The 15,264-nt window shown below is 51.2% G+C and carries 5 protein-coding genes and 1 pseudogene; 2 read left to right on the plus strand and 4 right to left on the minus strand.

The window, feature by feature from the left end; all coding sequences use genetic code 11:
* Positions 1–3,629, minus strand: a pseudogene (locus ACFVU8_RS22540) (hypothetical protein); the annotation flags it as partial.
* Positions 3,630–3,824: 195 nt separating this feature from the next.
* Between ACFVU8_RS22540 and ACFVU8_RS22545 the strand changes: the two are divergent.
* Entirely contained in the window at positions 3,825–4,907 is a 1,083-nt protein-coding gene (locus ACFVU8_RS22545; RefSeq protein ID WP_387430314.1) for a YheC/YheD family endospore coat-associated protein, read from the plus strand.
* A gap of 104 nt (positions 4,908–5,011) precedes the next feature.
* A complete protein-coding gene (gene asd, locus ACFVU8_RS22550; RefSeq protein ID WP_387430316.1) occupies positions 5,012–5,803 on the plus strand; it encodes an archaetidylserine decarboxylase in 792 nt (263 codons plus the stop codon).
* Positions 5,804–5,959: 156 nt separating this feature from the next.
* On the opposite strand, the gene ACFVU8_RS22555 is transcribed toward asd, so the two are convergent.
* From ACFVU8_RS22555 to ACFVU8_RS22565, 3 genes are all read right to left on the minus strand, one after another.
* Entirely contained in the window at positions 5,960–12,937 is a 6,978-nt protein-coding gene (locus ACFVU8_RS22555) for a glycoside hydrolase family 3 C-terminal domain-containing protein (protein ID WP_387430318.1), read from the minus strand.
* 520 nt (positions 12,938–13,457) lie between these two features.
* The gene (gene gpmA / locus ACFVU8_RS22560; protein WP_379468015.1) at positions 13,458–14,207 is read right to left on the minus strand and encodes a 2,3-diphosphoglycerate-dependent phosphoglycerate mutase; all 750 of its coding nucleotides are present in this window, start codon (positions 14,205–14,207) and stop codon (positions 13,458–13,460) included.
* 230 nt (positions 14,208–14,437) lie between these two features.
* Complete coding sequence (locus ACFVU8_RS22565) at positions 14,438–15,223, minus strand: helix-turn-helix domain-containing protein (RefSeq protein WP_175371346.1); 786 nt, start codon at positions 15,221–15,223, stop codon at positions 14,438–14,440.
* Positions 15,224–15,264: the final 41 nt, after the last annotated feature.

Here is a 15,264-nt window from a genome sequence, read left to right on the forward strand (position 1 = left end):
ATACTTCCGTCCACCAACAGTTCGGCTGTACGCACCTCTTCAGCCAGATGGGCGAGAGTAATGCTGCTTGGGAGGATGTGGCGGCTATCGACCGTCTCGTCTGCGATATGCTCTCCATTTACACTGCCCGGGGCTAGATGAAGCGATTCTACAGAGTTTTCCGCCAGCTTGGCACCGGTAATACTTCCGTCCACCAACAGTTCGGCTGTACGCACCTCTTCAGCCAGATGGGCGAGAGTAATGCTGCTTGGGAGGATGTGGCGGCTATCGACCGTCTCATCTGCGATATGCTTCCCATTTACACTGCCCGGGGCTAGGTGGAGCGATTCTACAGAGCTTTCCGCCAGCTTGGCACCAGTAATACTTCCGTCCACCAACAGTTCAGCTGACCGTACCTCTTCAGCCAGATGTGACAGGTTAATGCAGCCAGGTATGATGTGACGGCTATCGACCGTCTCTGCTGCCAAATGCTCACCGTATACACTACCCAGCGCTAATTGGGTGGAGCCTACGGAGCTGCCCGCCAGCTTGACACCAGTAATGCTGCCGTCTGGGAAAAGCTCAGCCGTTCGCACTTCTTCTGCCAGATGCTGCATGGAGATACTGCCAGGTATGATGTGACGCCCCTCTACCATCTCTCCGGCTAAATGCTCTCCATAAACACTGCCCGGAGCAAGATGAAGGGAACCTACTGCATCCTGCGCAAGCTTTACCCCGGTGATACTGCCGTCAGGCAGAAGATCGGCAGTCCGTACTTCTCCGTCCAAATGCTCCAGTGTAATGCTGCCGGGACGGATGTGATGGCCTTCTACCATCTCCCCGGCTAAATGCTCGCCATATACACTGCCAGGTGTAAGGTGGAAGGAGCCTACAGAGCCTTTTGCCAGCTTTTCTCCGGTAATGCTGCCATCAGGCAACAGCTCGGAGGTCCGCACTTCCTCCGCCAGATGATCCATGGTGATACTGCCGGGGCGGATGTGACGGTTTTCTACCGACTGATCGTCCAAGTGCTGACCCTTTATACTATCCGGTGTAAGATGGACCGTGTCCACCGAACCTTCCGCCAACTTCGCTCCGGTAATACTGCCATCGGGTAACAGCTTAGCTGTCCGCGTTTCTTGTGCAAGATGCTCCAGCGTGATACTTCCATACACGATATGATGGCCTTCTACGGTATTCCCGGCTATATGCTCACCATACACACTCTCGGGTGTGAGATGAAGGGGACCGATGACGCTGTCGGCGAGCTTCTCTCCGGTAATACTTCCATCTGGCAGTAGTTCTGCTGTCCGCACTTCCTCGGCTAAATGCTGTAGTGTAATCTCACCAAGCTCGATATGGCGGCCTTTGACCGCACCGGAGCCCAGATGACCTTCCCCCACACTATCCGCAGCCAGGTGACCAGCATTCACCGAACTCTTCGCCAGCTTCGTGCCGTCGATGCTTCCATTCTGAAGCTGAATGGACGAAATGGCGTTCGGGATAATATGGCCATTGCCGATAGAAAGTGGACGGATATGTGTTCCGCCAATACTTCCGATGGACAAATGCTTGCCCTGTAAGGCACTGTCGGCGACCGCGCTTGACCCGATCACCCCTGGAGACAAGTGCTCGGGAAGAACGGCACCCGCCGTCAGCTTGGATGAATCCACGCTACCGTCCGCCAGCTTGATCGAGGTGACCGATAAGTCACCAAGTTTATCCGTGGATACACTCTCCGGCGAGAGCTTAAGTGAAGTCACGGCATAATCAGCCAGGTGATGCGGCTGAACCGCCCCTGCGGATAAATGAATCTCCTTCACTGCACCGGAGGCAAGCTTGTCGCCCGAAACTGCACCGGGTTGCAGAGCTGTCTCTGTCACACTGTTGTCCCCAAGATGCCGCCGCTCTACCGATCCCGGCGCCAAATGTTCGGCCTGCACTGCGGCACTCTTTAACACACGTCCGCTAATACTGTCATCGGACAAATGCTTCTCCCCTACCGTACCTTGAGCCAGATGATCCCCGCTGACCGCTTCCCGGGCGAGGGCATGACTGCCTACCGCACCGGCTGCCAATTTAGAGGTGGTAACTGCACCGTCCGCCAGCTTGCCAGAGGTAATGCTGAGTGGACGGAGATGCTCTTGACCCACAGCTTCCACTGCGAGCTGTCCCCCCGTAACAGAACCGGGACTAAGATGGAGGGTCTTTACCGCTTCCTCCTGAATCTGCTCGGGCCCCACTGCGTTCTCTGCCAGATGAGAATGCTCCACAGACTCCCGCTGAATATGAACAGAGGATACAGATTGCGCGGCCAGTTGTGGGCCGCGTACGGCTGACTTGGCGATGTGCCGGGTATTCACGGCTTCATCGGCCAGCTTGTGTGCCAGCACACTTTGGTCCGCAATTTTCGAAGCTGTGACCGCCTGCTCCACAAGCTGGGCGGTACCGACGGCCCCCTCTGCCAGCTTCACGAAAGAAATGCTTCGATCAGCCAGATGACGGCCGGTAATCTCCCCTTCGGCGATGTGTTCCCCCCCAATGCTGTCTGGGCTGAGATGCGTCGCCCGCACCGCTTCCGTGCGGAGCTGGCGCGATCCGATGGCGCCATCAACCAGATGGCTGCTGTCGATGATCCCGGACTGGAGCTGCTCCTTGCCGATCAGCCCGCTGGCTAGTTGATCCCGCCCGATGGCACCCGGCGCCAGATGCTGCGCCAGGATGACACTGTCGCCGAGATGACCACTTTCAATAATACCTTGGGCCAGCTTGGCACCCGTGATTCCGCCATCGGCAATCTGGTCTTCTGCCACCGCGCCGTCCGCCAGCTTCGAGCGGTCAATGCTGCCGTTAGCCAAATGGCGGCTGGCAATGCTGCCGCTTCCTATTTTGTCACCGGTAACGGCACCGTCTTCCAACAAATCCGACGTGATAATGAATTGGCTTAAATGACGGCTCTCTATCGAATGGTCGGCAATTTTACCGCCGTCCATTACGCGGTCTGCAAGCTTATCCGGACCGATGCTGCCATTCTTCAGCTTTTCTGCGCCAATGGAGTGGTCCAGCAGCTTGCTTCCGGTCACACTGCCTTCTGCCAAATGCTCACCCGAAACAGCTTCGTGAGCAAGCTTGGAGGAGGTTACTGCCTTGTCCGCAATATTTATACTCTGTACGGCATAATCCTGTAGCCAAGGTGTGCCAATAATACCGTACTTGAGCTTGGAACCATCGATCGTGCGGGGAGCAATCTTGGCCCCGGTGACGGATGCATCGGACAGATCATCTGTATACACGGGCTGCAGACGCTCCTTCTCTGCCAGCCTTAAGACAGTTGTATCCGCTTCTTGCTCCTTCTGTGGAGTCAACTGATTCTGAACTTTCTCTTCCCGATGCTGCTCTCCGGCAGGTACGACATTCGGCACGGCCACCGCCGCATCTGCTTCCGCCATCCCCACCGCGCTAATCTGTAATGCCTGCTGTGCCTCTTCATCCGCCTCTTCATCTGCCTCTGTAAAGCTAACTGGGCTCTCGTTCATTGGAAAAGCTTTTTGGCTTCTATCCAGCAGACTCAATTCCTCAGTGTTGGGATTATCTACGAAATAGGGTTTCTTTTTAGCAGAACGCGGCTGCTTTTTTGGGGTTCTCCTCACAAGCAGTCCCCTCCTTCCATCGAATGTATCTCCTAGGCATCATATGCAGCGAGGTAGGCGAATGACACCCTTCTGGCTCCGTAAAAAAGGGCGTCTGCCGCCGCGCATTCGTCCACCCTGATCAGGACGTACAAACATACACTAAGGAGAGAAGCATACTGCCGTAAGCGACTGAAGATAACAGGAGGAACGAACATGGGGCAACAGCTCGTAGGAATACTGCTTAATGCCGCAATGCACCGGGGCGTTCCCCGGCTGAGAACGGGACAGGAATCCCTTTCCAACTATGAGGAGGCAGCCGCTGTGTACGGCTTGGTCCCATGCTTCCTGCGTCTGGATGAAATCGATACAGATTCGGGCTTCAGCGCCGCCTATATAAAAGAAACCCAGGGATACCGGAGAGCCATCATCCCCACGCCCACCGTCATTCATAACCGGGCTATTTACCATCAGAACAGTTCTGGCATGAAAAGGCTGCTCCGCCATGGTCCCAGAGTCTTCAACGCCTGGAACCGTTATGGCAAGGACGAGATCCACACCCTTCTCCGGAAGAGCGCAGAGCTCCGGGACTTCCTACCAGCTACGGCGCTTGGCCTGTCCGGGCTGAAGCTTATGATGGAGCGCTTCCCCGATCTCATCTTGAAGCCTTGCCGAGGAAGTATCGGCAAAGGTGTCATGCGCCTGATTCACCGGAATGCAGGGAACTGGACCTGGATTTACTACTCTGCCAGATCGCGGCACTGGGTAAGCGTTCCTGTTAGTATAAATGCGCTGCCACGGGCGCTGCGGAGCCATCTGGCCTCCGTGCCGTATCTGGTGCAGGAGCGCATTCCGCTAGCCGTCATCGGCCGCCGGCCCTTTGATCTGCGCGTCACCGTTCAGCGCGGCTGGGGCGGGGAATGGCAGATCACCGGCATGTTCGCCAAGGTGGCCGCCCCCGGCGGCTTCGTCTCGAACATTGCCAGAGGCGGCGAAGCGCTCCGTTCCAATGTCGCGCTGGAGAAGGCTTTTCCAGGCGAAACCGCTGCCCATCTTCGCATGTCGGTTGGCACTCTTGGTCTTGCCGTTGCACGTTGGCTGGAACAGGGCCTTCCGGAGCTGGCCGATGTGGGACTGGATATCGGTATCGCTGCGAACGGACGCCTGTTCTTCATCGAGTGCAACGGGCGCGATCAGCGCTACGGATTCCGCAAAGCCGGCCTGGCCGAGACCTGGAAAGACAGCTACCGCCGACCCATGGGCTATGCACGTTTTCTGCTGGAAAATGGCAGGCCTTAGTAGAAGGTTGTTGATTTGTCTCCTATTCTATGTCAATATAATGCAGAGCGGTTACGGTCCGGGTTCGCCGGGCCGTACTGCTGTATTATGGAAGGGAGATGGGCATGGTTAAACAATTGCTACGGCTGATGACCGAGCTGTCCTCACACAGATGGCTTTCGCAGGTGATGGGGGCCTTATCCCATAGCAGACTCAGCCGTTTCTTTATTCCGGCATTTATTCGTTCTTATCGTATTCCAGCCGCTGAAGCGGAAAAGAATCCCGAAGAATACCGTACGCTGAACGAATTCTTCAGCAGACGGCTGAAGCCTGGCATGCGTCCTGTTGCACCGGAGCCCAACACGCTGGCAAGCCCTGTGGATGCGATGATTACCGCCATGGGAGAAATACAGGCCGGCACTATTATGAATGTAAAAGGCCAGGATTATAAACTGGAGGAACTGCTGAATCATTCCCCCCACCTGGAGCTGTACAAAAGGGGGTTCTTCTTCGTACTCTACCTGAGCCCTACCGACTATCACCGTATACATTCTCCGATTGCGGGACGCAAGGTGGAGAGCGATTATATCCGTGGACGGGCCTATCCCGTCAATGAATTCGGCATGCGGAACATGAAAGGGGTGCTGAGTCGCAACGAACGGCTCATTACCTATATTGCCGGAGACTACGGCGAGACTGCAGTAGTTAAGGTAGGCGCAATGAATGTCAGCAGCATCCGCTACGCGGATGACAAGGTAGTTACGTGGGAAAAAGGCGGCGATCTCGCCTACTTTGAATTTGGGTCAACGGTCGTGCTGCTCACTGAGAACGGTACCTTCTCTCCGCGCCCAGGCCTGCGGGTCAACACCAAAGTGAAAATGGGCGAACTGCTGGGTAGCCTTCATCGCCCACTGTAGTAGAGCGTTCTTTTACAATGACAATGAAAAATAAGGGTATCCCTGTCCGTCATGTAAGAGCGGCGCCGGGATACCCTTATTTAGTTACGCGAGGTGAAGATGGTTTTGGGACAGCCGGCAAACTAATGCAGTCTGCCAGCTCCTTTTAAATAGAGGTTATTGTACAGTTGTGCTTGTGAGGCTGGTATAGTAATCCAGTACGTTCTTGATAATCACAGCTGCTTCCGCTCTAGTGGCCGGTGCAGTCGGGTCCATTTTTCCGCCGGTGCCGCCATTGACAATACCCAGTGCTTTGAAGGCATAGACCGCCTCTTTGGCGTAGCCCGCAATGGAAGCATCATCCGGGAAGTCATGCTCGGTCACTTGCGGCAGCTCCACATTCAGCTTCTTCAATGCGTTGAATGCAATGACACACAGGTCTTGACGGCTGATACTCTTGTTAGGAGCGAACAGGCCATTACCGATGCCGTTGATCAGATTATTAGACGTTCCGATATCAACAAAGGTTTTATACCAGGCTCCGCTCAGAACGTCGGTGAATGATTTCTGTTGGTCGCCCAGACTAAAGTCAAAGCTTTTGACAACCATAGCCAGGAATTCAGCACGGTTCACTTGGCCACTCGGATCAAAGCTTCCGTCCGTGCGCCCACCGATAATTTTTTTCTCAGCCAAGGCTGCTACTGCAGATTCTGCCCAGCTTGGAATCAACACAGCATCTTTAAATTTGAGACTCAATTCTTGCTTGATTTGCTCAGGTGTCTTGATGCCTTCACCTGTCGCTGGAGACTGAGGTTGTTGCTCTCCAGGCTTAACGATTTCCCCTGGAACAGATGGAGTAACCGGTGTGCTTGGGCCCGACCCGCCAGGCTGCTGCCCGCCTCCGCTCGAACCGCCATCACCACCTGAACTTCCGCCACTGTTAGGTCTGACGACTACAGAAATCTCCGCTTTCAGGCTTTGCGGATTAACTACACCTTCCGGCAGGATCAGATTCCCCGTAAGAGTGTATGTTCCTTCTGCATTACCGTTATACCCCTCTTGGTTCCATTGAACGGAAACGATCTTAATGTCTCCATTATTCAAAGTTACGGATACTGCTCCTGGCAGTTCCAGGCTATTAAAGCCAGTACCGTAAGCAACACTCTTGCTCGCCAATGCTTGAACGGTCTTAATTTCTGCCAGCTTAATGACTTCCGGCAGGACATGAACCGTAATAGATGCCTTCAGGTCGTCTGGATTAATTATTCCCTCAGCTGGCACCAGTGTGCCGCTCAAAGTATAGCTTCCTTCCTGATGACCATTGTAGCCTTCACTGCTCCATTTCACGGTGATGTCCTTCGTCTCGCCATTATCCAATGTCGCTGTAACTGAAGATGGCAGTTTCAATCCGGCAAATTCAGTTCCAAACGGAATACTCTTGCCTTCCAGTTCCTGCACTGCAGTAATCTTGGCAACCTTAACTACTTCCGGCAAGACATTAACGATAATGGAAGCTTTGAGATCGCTTGGATTGATCATTCCTTCTTCCAGCACCAATGTGCCGCTTAGGGTGTACGCTCCCTCTGCATTGCCGTTGTAGCCCGCTGGGCTCCATTCAACCGCAAGTGCCTTCGTACCATACGTATCCAGTGTTACGCTAGCTGACGATGGTAAATCCAGCTTATCAAAGGTTGTTCCGAAGTCAACGCTTCTGCTCTCCAGCTTCTCTACTTCAGTAATCTTGATCGGGTGGGTGCCTTCCGGCAGTACGACCACAGTGATGGCCACTGTTTTATTGGCACTGTTCAGAACACCCTCTGGCAGCTCGAAGGTTCCCGCCAAGGTATAGTTCCCTGCTTTGCCACCGTTGTAATCCTTGGTATCCCACTGTACAGTCAAGTTAACTGTCTTATGATTACCCAGTGTTGCTTCCACTTCTGACGGCAGATTCAGTTCCTCTGCTGCAGTACCGAACGGTACACTGAGCAGCTGCGGCTGGGCAATCGAGACAATCTCTTTGGCTTGAAGATCTTCCTTCCATTTAGCGTAGAACACTGTGCTTGCATTCAATACCGTCTGCGATGTCAGTGCACTGCCTTCCCCTGCCTTATTGTCATACCAGCCTTCGAAGAGGAAGTCTTCACGAACCGGTGCCTGCGGCAGCGTTCCAAAGGTTTCTCCCTTAAGCGCCTTTACTTTGGCTGCTGCCGGTGCCTCTGGATAATTGAGATCAAAGGTAACCTCAATCGGTTCGGCATAAATGAGTTCAATATACTGTAAGTTGGCGTTCAGTCCATTGAATCGCATATAGACATTTTGTTTTCCTGTTGCTTTGCTTCTGTCCAGGAAAGTGTCATCTGCTACATAGTGATCAATGTTGGCATTGCCCAGCGTTTGCTTGGTGCTAGCCATGCCATATCCGGTCCAGGCAGCGCCTGCCTTTTGAGCCAGAGTGATGCTGGCAAACTCATTTCCGTATTCAAAAGAACCGCCACCACTATAGGCATCAGCATACGCTCTGCCTTGTGTAGTGGATCGTTTTACCGGTTTCCCCGTGTTGTCTGCCTCCGTATAGAACTTGAAGGATGGGGCGGACGCGCCTTCACGGGCATACTGTACTCTGATTTCAGCCAGATTGGTCAGGTCAATCTGCCCAAAGTAGACAAGGTCATTGGAATTGACATAACTCATGGCATCCGTACCCGCTTCAAATCTGAATTGGGTATTGCCTGCATAAATCCATGGTGCGTTATACGCGTAGACTCGAATACCGTTCTCCACGCTTTGAGTATCCTTTGGCGCCAGATTGACTGGCATGGATGAAGTGTTCAAATCTGCGATAGCCGCATTTAGAACAGCAATCGCGTCTGCAACAACCTCGTCATTAATCGGCTCCAGAAGAACACCCTTCACTTCTTCTAGCACAGCATTGAATTTGAGCTTTTTGTAGGATGTATACGCATTCATATCAATGTTCTGTGCAGCTTTGATAGCTGCATCCAGCGCTGATGTGTCTACATTATCCTGCTTCAGCTGGAAGGTCAGCCAGTTGATATCAATACCAGCGCTCTCAAAGACAATTCTGAGATTATGCTCGCCGGCAGATAATTGAACATCCGGAATTCTGAACGTTTTCCATTCGCCCTTGGTCGTAGTCAGATCGAAGGTGCCGAGATGTTTGTCTCCATCATAGACACCGAAGGACATTTGCGCGACATCGGACTGACTGGAACGAAGACGTGATGTGACTTTGTATGTGCCTGCCTTCTCCACATTCACTTTATAGGAGATCGCTTCACCTTTATTGGTGTTGGTGTAGCATAATCCGCCGTCTACATCGTTACAAGTGACCGGCGTGATGACTGGTGTAATGGAGGAGAACTCCGTTTCAGCCACCTTCAGTTTGGTGTTCTTGCCAATTTTCTTCACTGCCAAAGCCACATCACTTTTGATTCTCACATAGTCAAAATCAGCAATAAATGGCTCTGTGAGGACCTGGCTGCCGTTGGAAGCCAGTAATCCAAACTTCGGATTGGCATAATTCGCAGTTGTACTGCCGAGTGAAATATACTCTACGCCATCTGCACTAACATAACCGGAATAGCTGTTTCCTATTTTTTTGAGGCGCAGATACAGCTCTTTCTTGTCGCCGAACACATTGGTCACCTGGCTGGCTGAGAGCTGCCCGATGGTTACAGGTGCTGTTCCTCCAGTTTCTTTGACCATACCTATAATTTTGCCGGTGCTAAATTCATACTTCACCCAAATATAATTGTTGTTATCCTGTGAAGCCGTAATACCCACGCCGTTATAATTCTGATTAGGCGCTTTACTCATATTAATCTTCACAGTAGCTTCCCAGTTACCAAAGGCTTCTTGCTGGAAGTAATTTCTTAGATCGGCATGATCGCTCCAGAAATCGCCTCTTTCAGCAATGATTCTCAAGAATCCGGGAACCGTGCTTAACGACCAGTTATTTTTATTTTCCACATTTGTAGCAGTTTCTTTATTAATGGTCCAGAAGCTGTTCAACGTGGTGCTGTCGAACTCGTCGCTTTGTGGTGTCGTACCAAACTGGATCACATAGGAGTTGGCTTGGTCGGTACTTACAGCTTTGATGGTCACTCTTTTATTAACGTTATCTACTGTGGCCTTCGCTGTTATGCCTGTGTTGGTTTCAAACGTAACTGCAGGCAACACAGCCCCGTTAGTGAGACCTACATCGTAACTGAATCGGGTCTGCGAGAACCCTTCGAGTGGTTTGCCGCCAACGGAAATACTCTTCAAATAGGCATAGGTAGGATTCTCAAAAATCGGCTCCAGACCTTCCTCTGATGAGAATATTACTTTATAAGTCCGTTTCTCTCCTCCGGCAGTAGCTGTAATTACAGCAGCTGGCCGATCTTTGTCGGCTTGTCGAACCGTTACGTCTACCCCAGCCATCCCTGTAGCCTTAACTTCCGGATATGTGCTGGTTTCATCCGTCTCACCAAACGCTTTGTAATCAAGTTTCAGCGGATTGAAGATTTTGATCTTCTTGCCGCCTACTGTAATCCCGGAGAGCTGCGGATCTCCGGCTTTGGCCGTACTTACCCGGAACCAATCTTTCCCCGGTGTATAATTGACGACATAATCAACTTTAGCGGTTCTTGCAAAAGCTGGAGATTGGATCAGGAAGTTCACAATATTTTTGGCAGAGCGCTGCAATTCGCCTAATGTCAGGCTGCCGTTCGTAAGCGAAGCCATCGTATTGAAGGTGCTGTTATTCCGGTTTCTGTGAGTCTCTGCATTATTATTCGGAATGACCATGTACAAATCGTTTTGCGCGCGAACCATGGATTTGCCGTTCGTTTCGTCATAACGATTGGAAGAGGCATAGAAGCCTTGGTCTTCGCTCAACTTTGCCCACCAGTCTGTCATGACAATACCATCAAAGCCCCATTCTCCACGCAGGATGGTGGTATTCAGATCATAGTTACTGGCAGCCCAAGTTCCGTTGACCGGTCCATAGGACGTCATTACCGAACGCGCCTTCCCGCTCTTTATTGCCATTTCATAGCCTTTCAAATAAATCTCACGCAATGCTCTTTCCGAGACGAGTGCATTGACAAGGTGTCTGTCTGTTTCTTGGTTGTTAGCCACGAAATGCTTGAGTGTCGGTGCTGTACCGTTCTTCTGAAGGCCTTTTGTCTGAGCAGCAGCCATGATGCCTGTCAGCAGCGGGTCTTCTGAGAAATACTCGAAGTTTCTGCCGTTCAGCGGACTTCTGTGGATATTGATCCCTGGTCCAAGCAAAGTGTCAATATTATTGATCAGCATTTCTTTGCCGAGCAGGTCGAACAGTCTTTCATTCAGTTCAGTGTTCCATGTGCAGGCCAGCATCGTCCCGTTCGGAATACTGGTCGCTCTCTCTGCGTTGGTCTCCATCCGGATGCCCGATGGGCCGTCGGCAGCACTGTCGATCGGAAGCCCGAATTTCAGCAGGTTTTGGGTGACGCCGCCAAATGCTGCAGCAGTACCTGCAGTAACTTTAGGGCTGGACATCCCTTCCCCTAGAATAATCGCTCCCAGATCATTGTTGGAGAATTGAGCAATAAACTGGTCCATCGTAACTTTTTGATTGTACACATCCAATAAGGTGTAGCCCTTGTCTCCAGTTTGCGGAATGGCCGCAGGGAGGTTTTGCTTGATTCTCTCATCCAGGTTGTTACTCCGTGTCGGTACCTTTTCAGTAACTTCACTAAAGGTTCCGTCACCCTTAGGCGCACCTGGTTTAATACGGTCAAAATTCTTAGTCGGTGCGAGTGCTTCCTGCAAAACTTCTACAACCTTCAACTGAGGCAATGTATACGTCTTTTGCTTCACGCTGTCTCTTACGCTGTTCCCTACAAAAATGTTATAGTCACCGGCCTCCAGAACATAGGAGGAATCGTGACCTGTAATTCCGCTGTCATCATACGAAGCCATATCTTTGGTATCGTACGTAATCGTGATTGACTGAGATTCCCCAGGTTGAAGCAACCGGGTTTTGGCAAAAGCAGCAAGTTCCTTGGTTGGCTTGCCAAGCTTCCCTTGCGGCGCGCCGTAATACACCTGCACAACTTCCTTACCTTCGGTCTTTCCCGTATTCTGCACAGTTACGTTTACAGCAACTTCATCGTCGCTAACGTTAACATTATTCGTAGTAATCTTGAAATTGGTATAGGACAGTCCGAATCCGAATGGATAGAGCACCTTTTCAGGAGCAAAGGTCTCAAAATAACGATAACCTACATAAATGTCCTCGGCATATGCATTTTCCGTTCTGCTGCCAAAATTGGCGGTGGAACGATAGTCAGCCAGTGTAGCTGCAATCGTATCACTCAATTTTCCGCTTGGTGTAACATCTCCGGTCAGCACGTCGGCTACTGCACTGCCGCCCTCCATTCCCCCCTGCCATGCATAGACAATAGCAGCTTTGGGATAGTTCTTGGCCCATGACATATCGATAACGTTGGCTACGTTCAAGACAATCGCAACCCGATCGAATTTGGCATACACCTTGTTAAGCATATCTACTTCAAGATCCGTGAGACGGTAGGCGCCTTTGACGTCCGTGTTATCCTTATCTTCACCGGCTGTTCTGCCGATGATAACCACAGCTGCGTCAGATTTTGCCTTTGCTGCATCCACGATAGGATCCGTTAAAGGCATTTCCGCCTGAGACCACGGCTCGGCTGCCCATCCGCCACCGCCATTGTTAAAGGGGTGTGTTTTGATCCACTCCGCATAGATCTTCGCCAGATCTTCATTCAATTTGAGGCTGGGGTTATTCCGTAGCCCCTCCAGAATGCCATTCACATACTCCACACGAACAGCTCCGCCGGAGCCTGTGCCGGATTTGTAGTAATGCGCTTGTATGCGGCCAAACACCGATACATTTTCACTCTTCTTGATCGGAAGCACTTGTTCATTCTCGTTCACTTGTGCCCCGGCAGGTTTATACCCCGGATTTTGCAGCAGCACAATCCCTTCGGCGGCTACTTCTCTGGACACATCCGCCAATCCCGGCAGAACCTTGGCCAAAGCAGGAGAACTGGTACCAGGCGTTATGATTGAGGCTAGCAGGATAAAGCAGAATACAATCTTAAGTAAGCGGTTACAATTTTTCCTCATTCCTATACACCATTCCTTTCGTTTAAGGGATAGCTTGAGAGATTCACTTTAATAGAACCCGATCGGAGTCTGCAAAAAACGACACGTAAATACATGAACATTCATTTATTATATAATATGGGGTTATTTGTTAATCAGAGGGATTATACTTCCGATATTGCTGTATCTATTAGCGTGGAATTCGGAATTGCTCAAGAACGGGTTACAATCTCAGGGGATCACCTCCAATATTACAGATTTATATTTGTTGAAACGAAAACCGGACCATAACTTCCAAACACCTGTAAGTGTGAGAATATTCATTGATTCCCCCTTTGCTTGATTAGCTCATCTTGATAGTAGCATCAGAATTTTCATCCTAACATAGAAAATCCTCATCCGTTCCATGAATATCCTCATGTATCATTTGTTTTGTGCCGCTTTACCGCATAAAAGGGAGTTCCAAAGCCATCATCCGGCTTAAAGAACTCCCTTTTTCCTTGATCAGCCCTGTATGGACTGGCACGTTAACCTCGTTCGATTACTCTGTAACCTTACTCTGATTGGCTACCTCCTGAGCCTTGGCCTGCACTTCAGCCGGCTCTCCAAGATAGAACCGACTGATCGGATTCACATTCTCGTCCAGCTTGTAAACCAGCGGAACGCCTGTAGGGATGTTCAAATCCAGAAGGGTCGCCTCGTCAATGTCTTCCATATATTTGATCAGCGCCCGCAGTGTATTGCCATGTGCAGAGATCAGAACCCGCTCCTTCTTGCGAATCAGTGGTACAATCCGGTTGACCCAGAAGTCACCGACCCGATGTACAGTATCCTCCAGGCTCTCACCACGCGGAATATCGCCCTCCCGGACATTTTGATAACGGATATCGGTCCGGGGATATCTTGGATCATCCGGCTCCAGAAGCGGTGGACGGACAGACAGACTACGCCGCCAGATATGAAGCTGCTCCTCGCCGTATTTCACTGCCGTTTCACTCTTGCTGAGCCCTTGCAGCGCCCCGTAATGACGCTCATTCAGCTTCCAGGATTTCTGTACGGGAAGCCATAACAAATCCAATTCCTCAAGAATATAATGCAGGGTCTTAATGGAACGCTTCAACACGGAGGCAAAGGCCAGATCGAACGTATACCCGGCTTCTCTCAGCAGCTTGCCTGCTTCCTTGGCCTCCTGGACTCCTTTCTCGGTCAGATCGGGGTCACTCCAGCCTGTGAACAGGTTCTGCCTATTATATTCACTCTCACCATGCCGTATTAACACAATCTCATACATTTCTCTCTCTCCTTTAGCCTCTGGTATCGTCATCCCCAAGGTCCTTATGTAGCACCCCTGACAAAAGCGCACTTATATACCTTATACCCCGGTTACATCCGAAGGATACGCTTCTATAATACGATTATACTCCCGCCATTCATGACATCACAAAAAACCGGTCACCACATGGGCGCCGGTTCTCTGTGATTTTTTTATATACATTGTAATTATAATCAGGCCCCGCGACTTCAGCGGATCTCAGAGGGGCTTTTTCCCGTATACTGCTTGAACTGACGGCTGAAGAAGAAAATATCACGGTACCCCAGCGCGTCCGCCACTTCGGTAACGTTCATCCCGGCATACAGCAGCAAATGCTGAGCCCGTTCAATTCGGGCACGGATAACATAGGACTGAACGGACGAACCGGTAAGCTCCTTGAATTTGATGGAGAAATACCGCGACGACAGCCCCGCCCGGGCAGCAAGATCCTCCACCCGATGCGATAAACCGGGATGCTGGCTTACATAGTTGGCTACCTCATGAATCACCTCGGCGAGCTGGTTGCTGACATGACGCTCCACCGGCATGACCCGATCCTCCCGCAGCAAGTGGATCATCAGTTGCTTCAGGATCAATTGGCCTTCTTGCTCAGCAGCGAAGGTCTGCACGAGAAAGAGCCGGACATAACGGGCAAGCAGATGCTCGAATTCCACCGTCTCCGTGAGTACGCGGTAAGGCTGTGGAACCTCGGTTACATCTTCAGCTACATCGAAATGAATGTATGTAAGCACGAGCGGTTTTTGCGGATTATGTGAAGCCACTGTATGGTCTCCCGGACGGAACAGGAAGCAGCTCCCCTTGCCAATCTCATAAGGAACCCCGTTGCGCTCCAACGTGCCTTCCCCGCTCCAGATATAGAATAAATCATAATTTTGCAACGGCTTCTCCCGCTTCTGCCATTTCCAACCTGGTTCGCACACAATTTTCGCCAGGGCAGGCAGAATGACAAAAGAGGACGGCGATGCATGCAGCATAAATGTGACCTCCTGAAAGTTTAGTGCAGCTGTTCTTCTTC

The sequence above is a fragment of the Paenibacillus sp. NPDC058177 genome (assembly GCF_042883835.1).
Classification (GTDB): domain Bacteria; phylum Bacillota; class Bacilli; order Paenibacillales; family Paenibacillaceae; genus Paenibacillus_AQ; species Paenibacillus_AQ agri.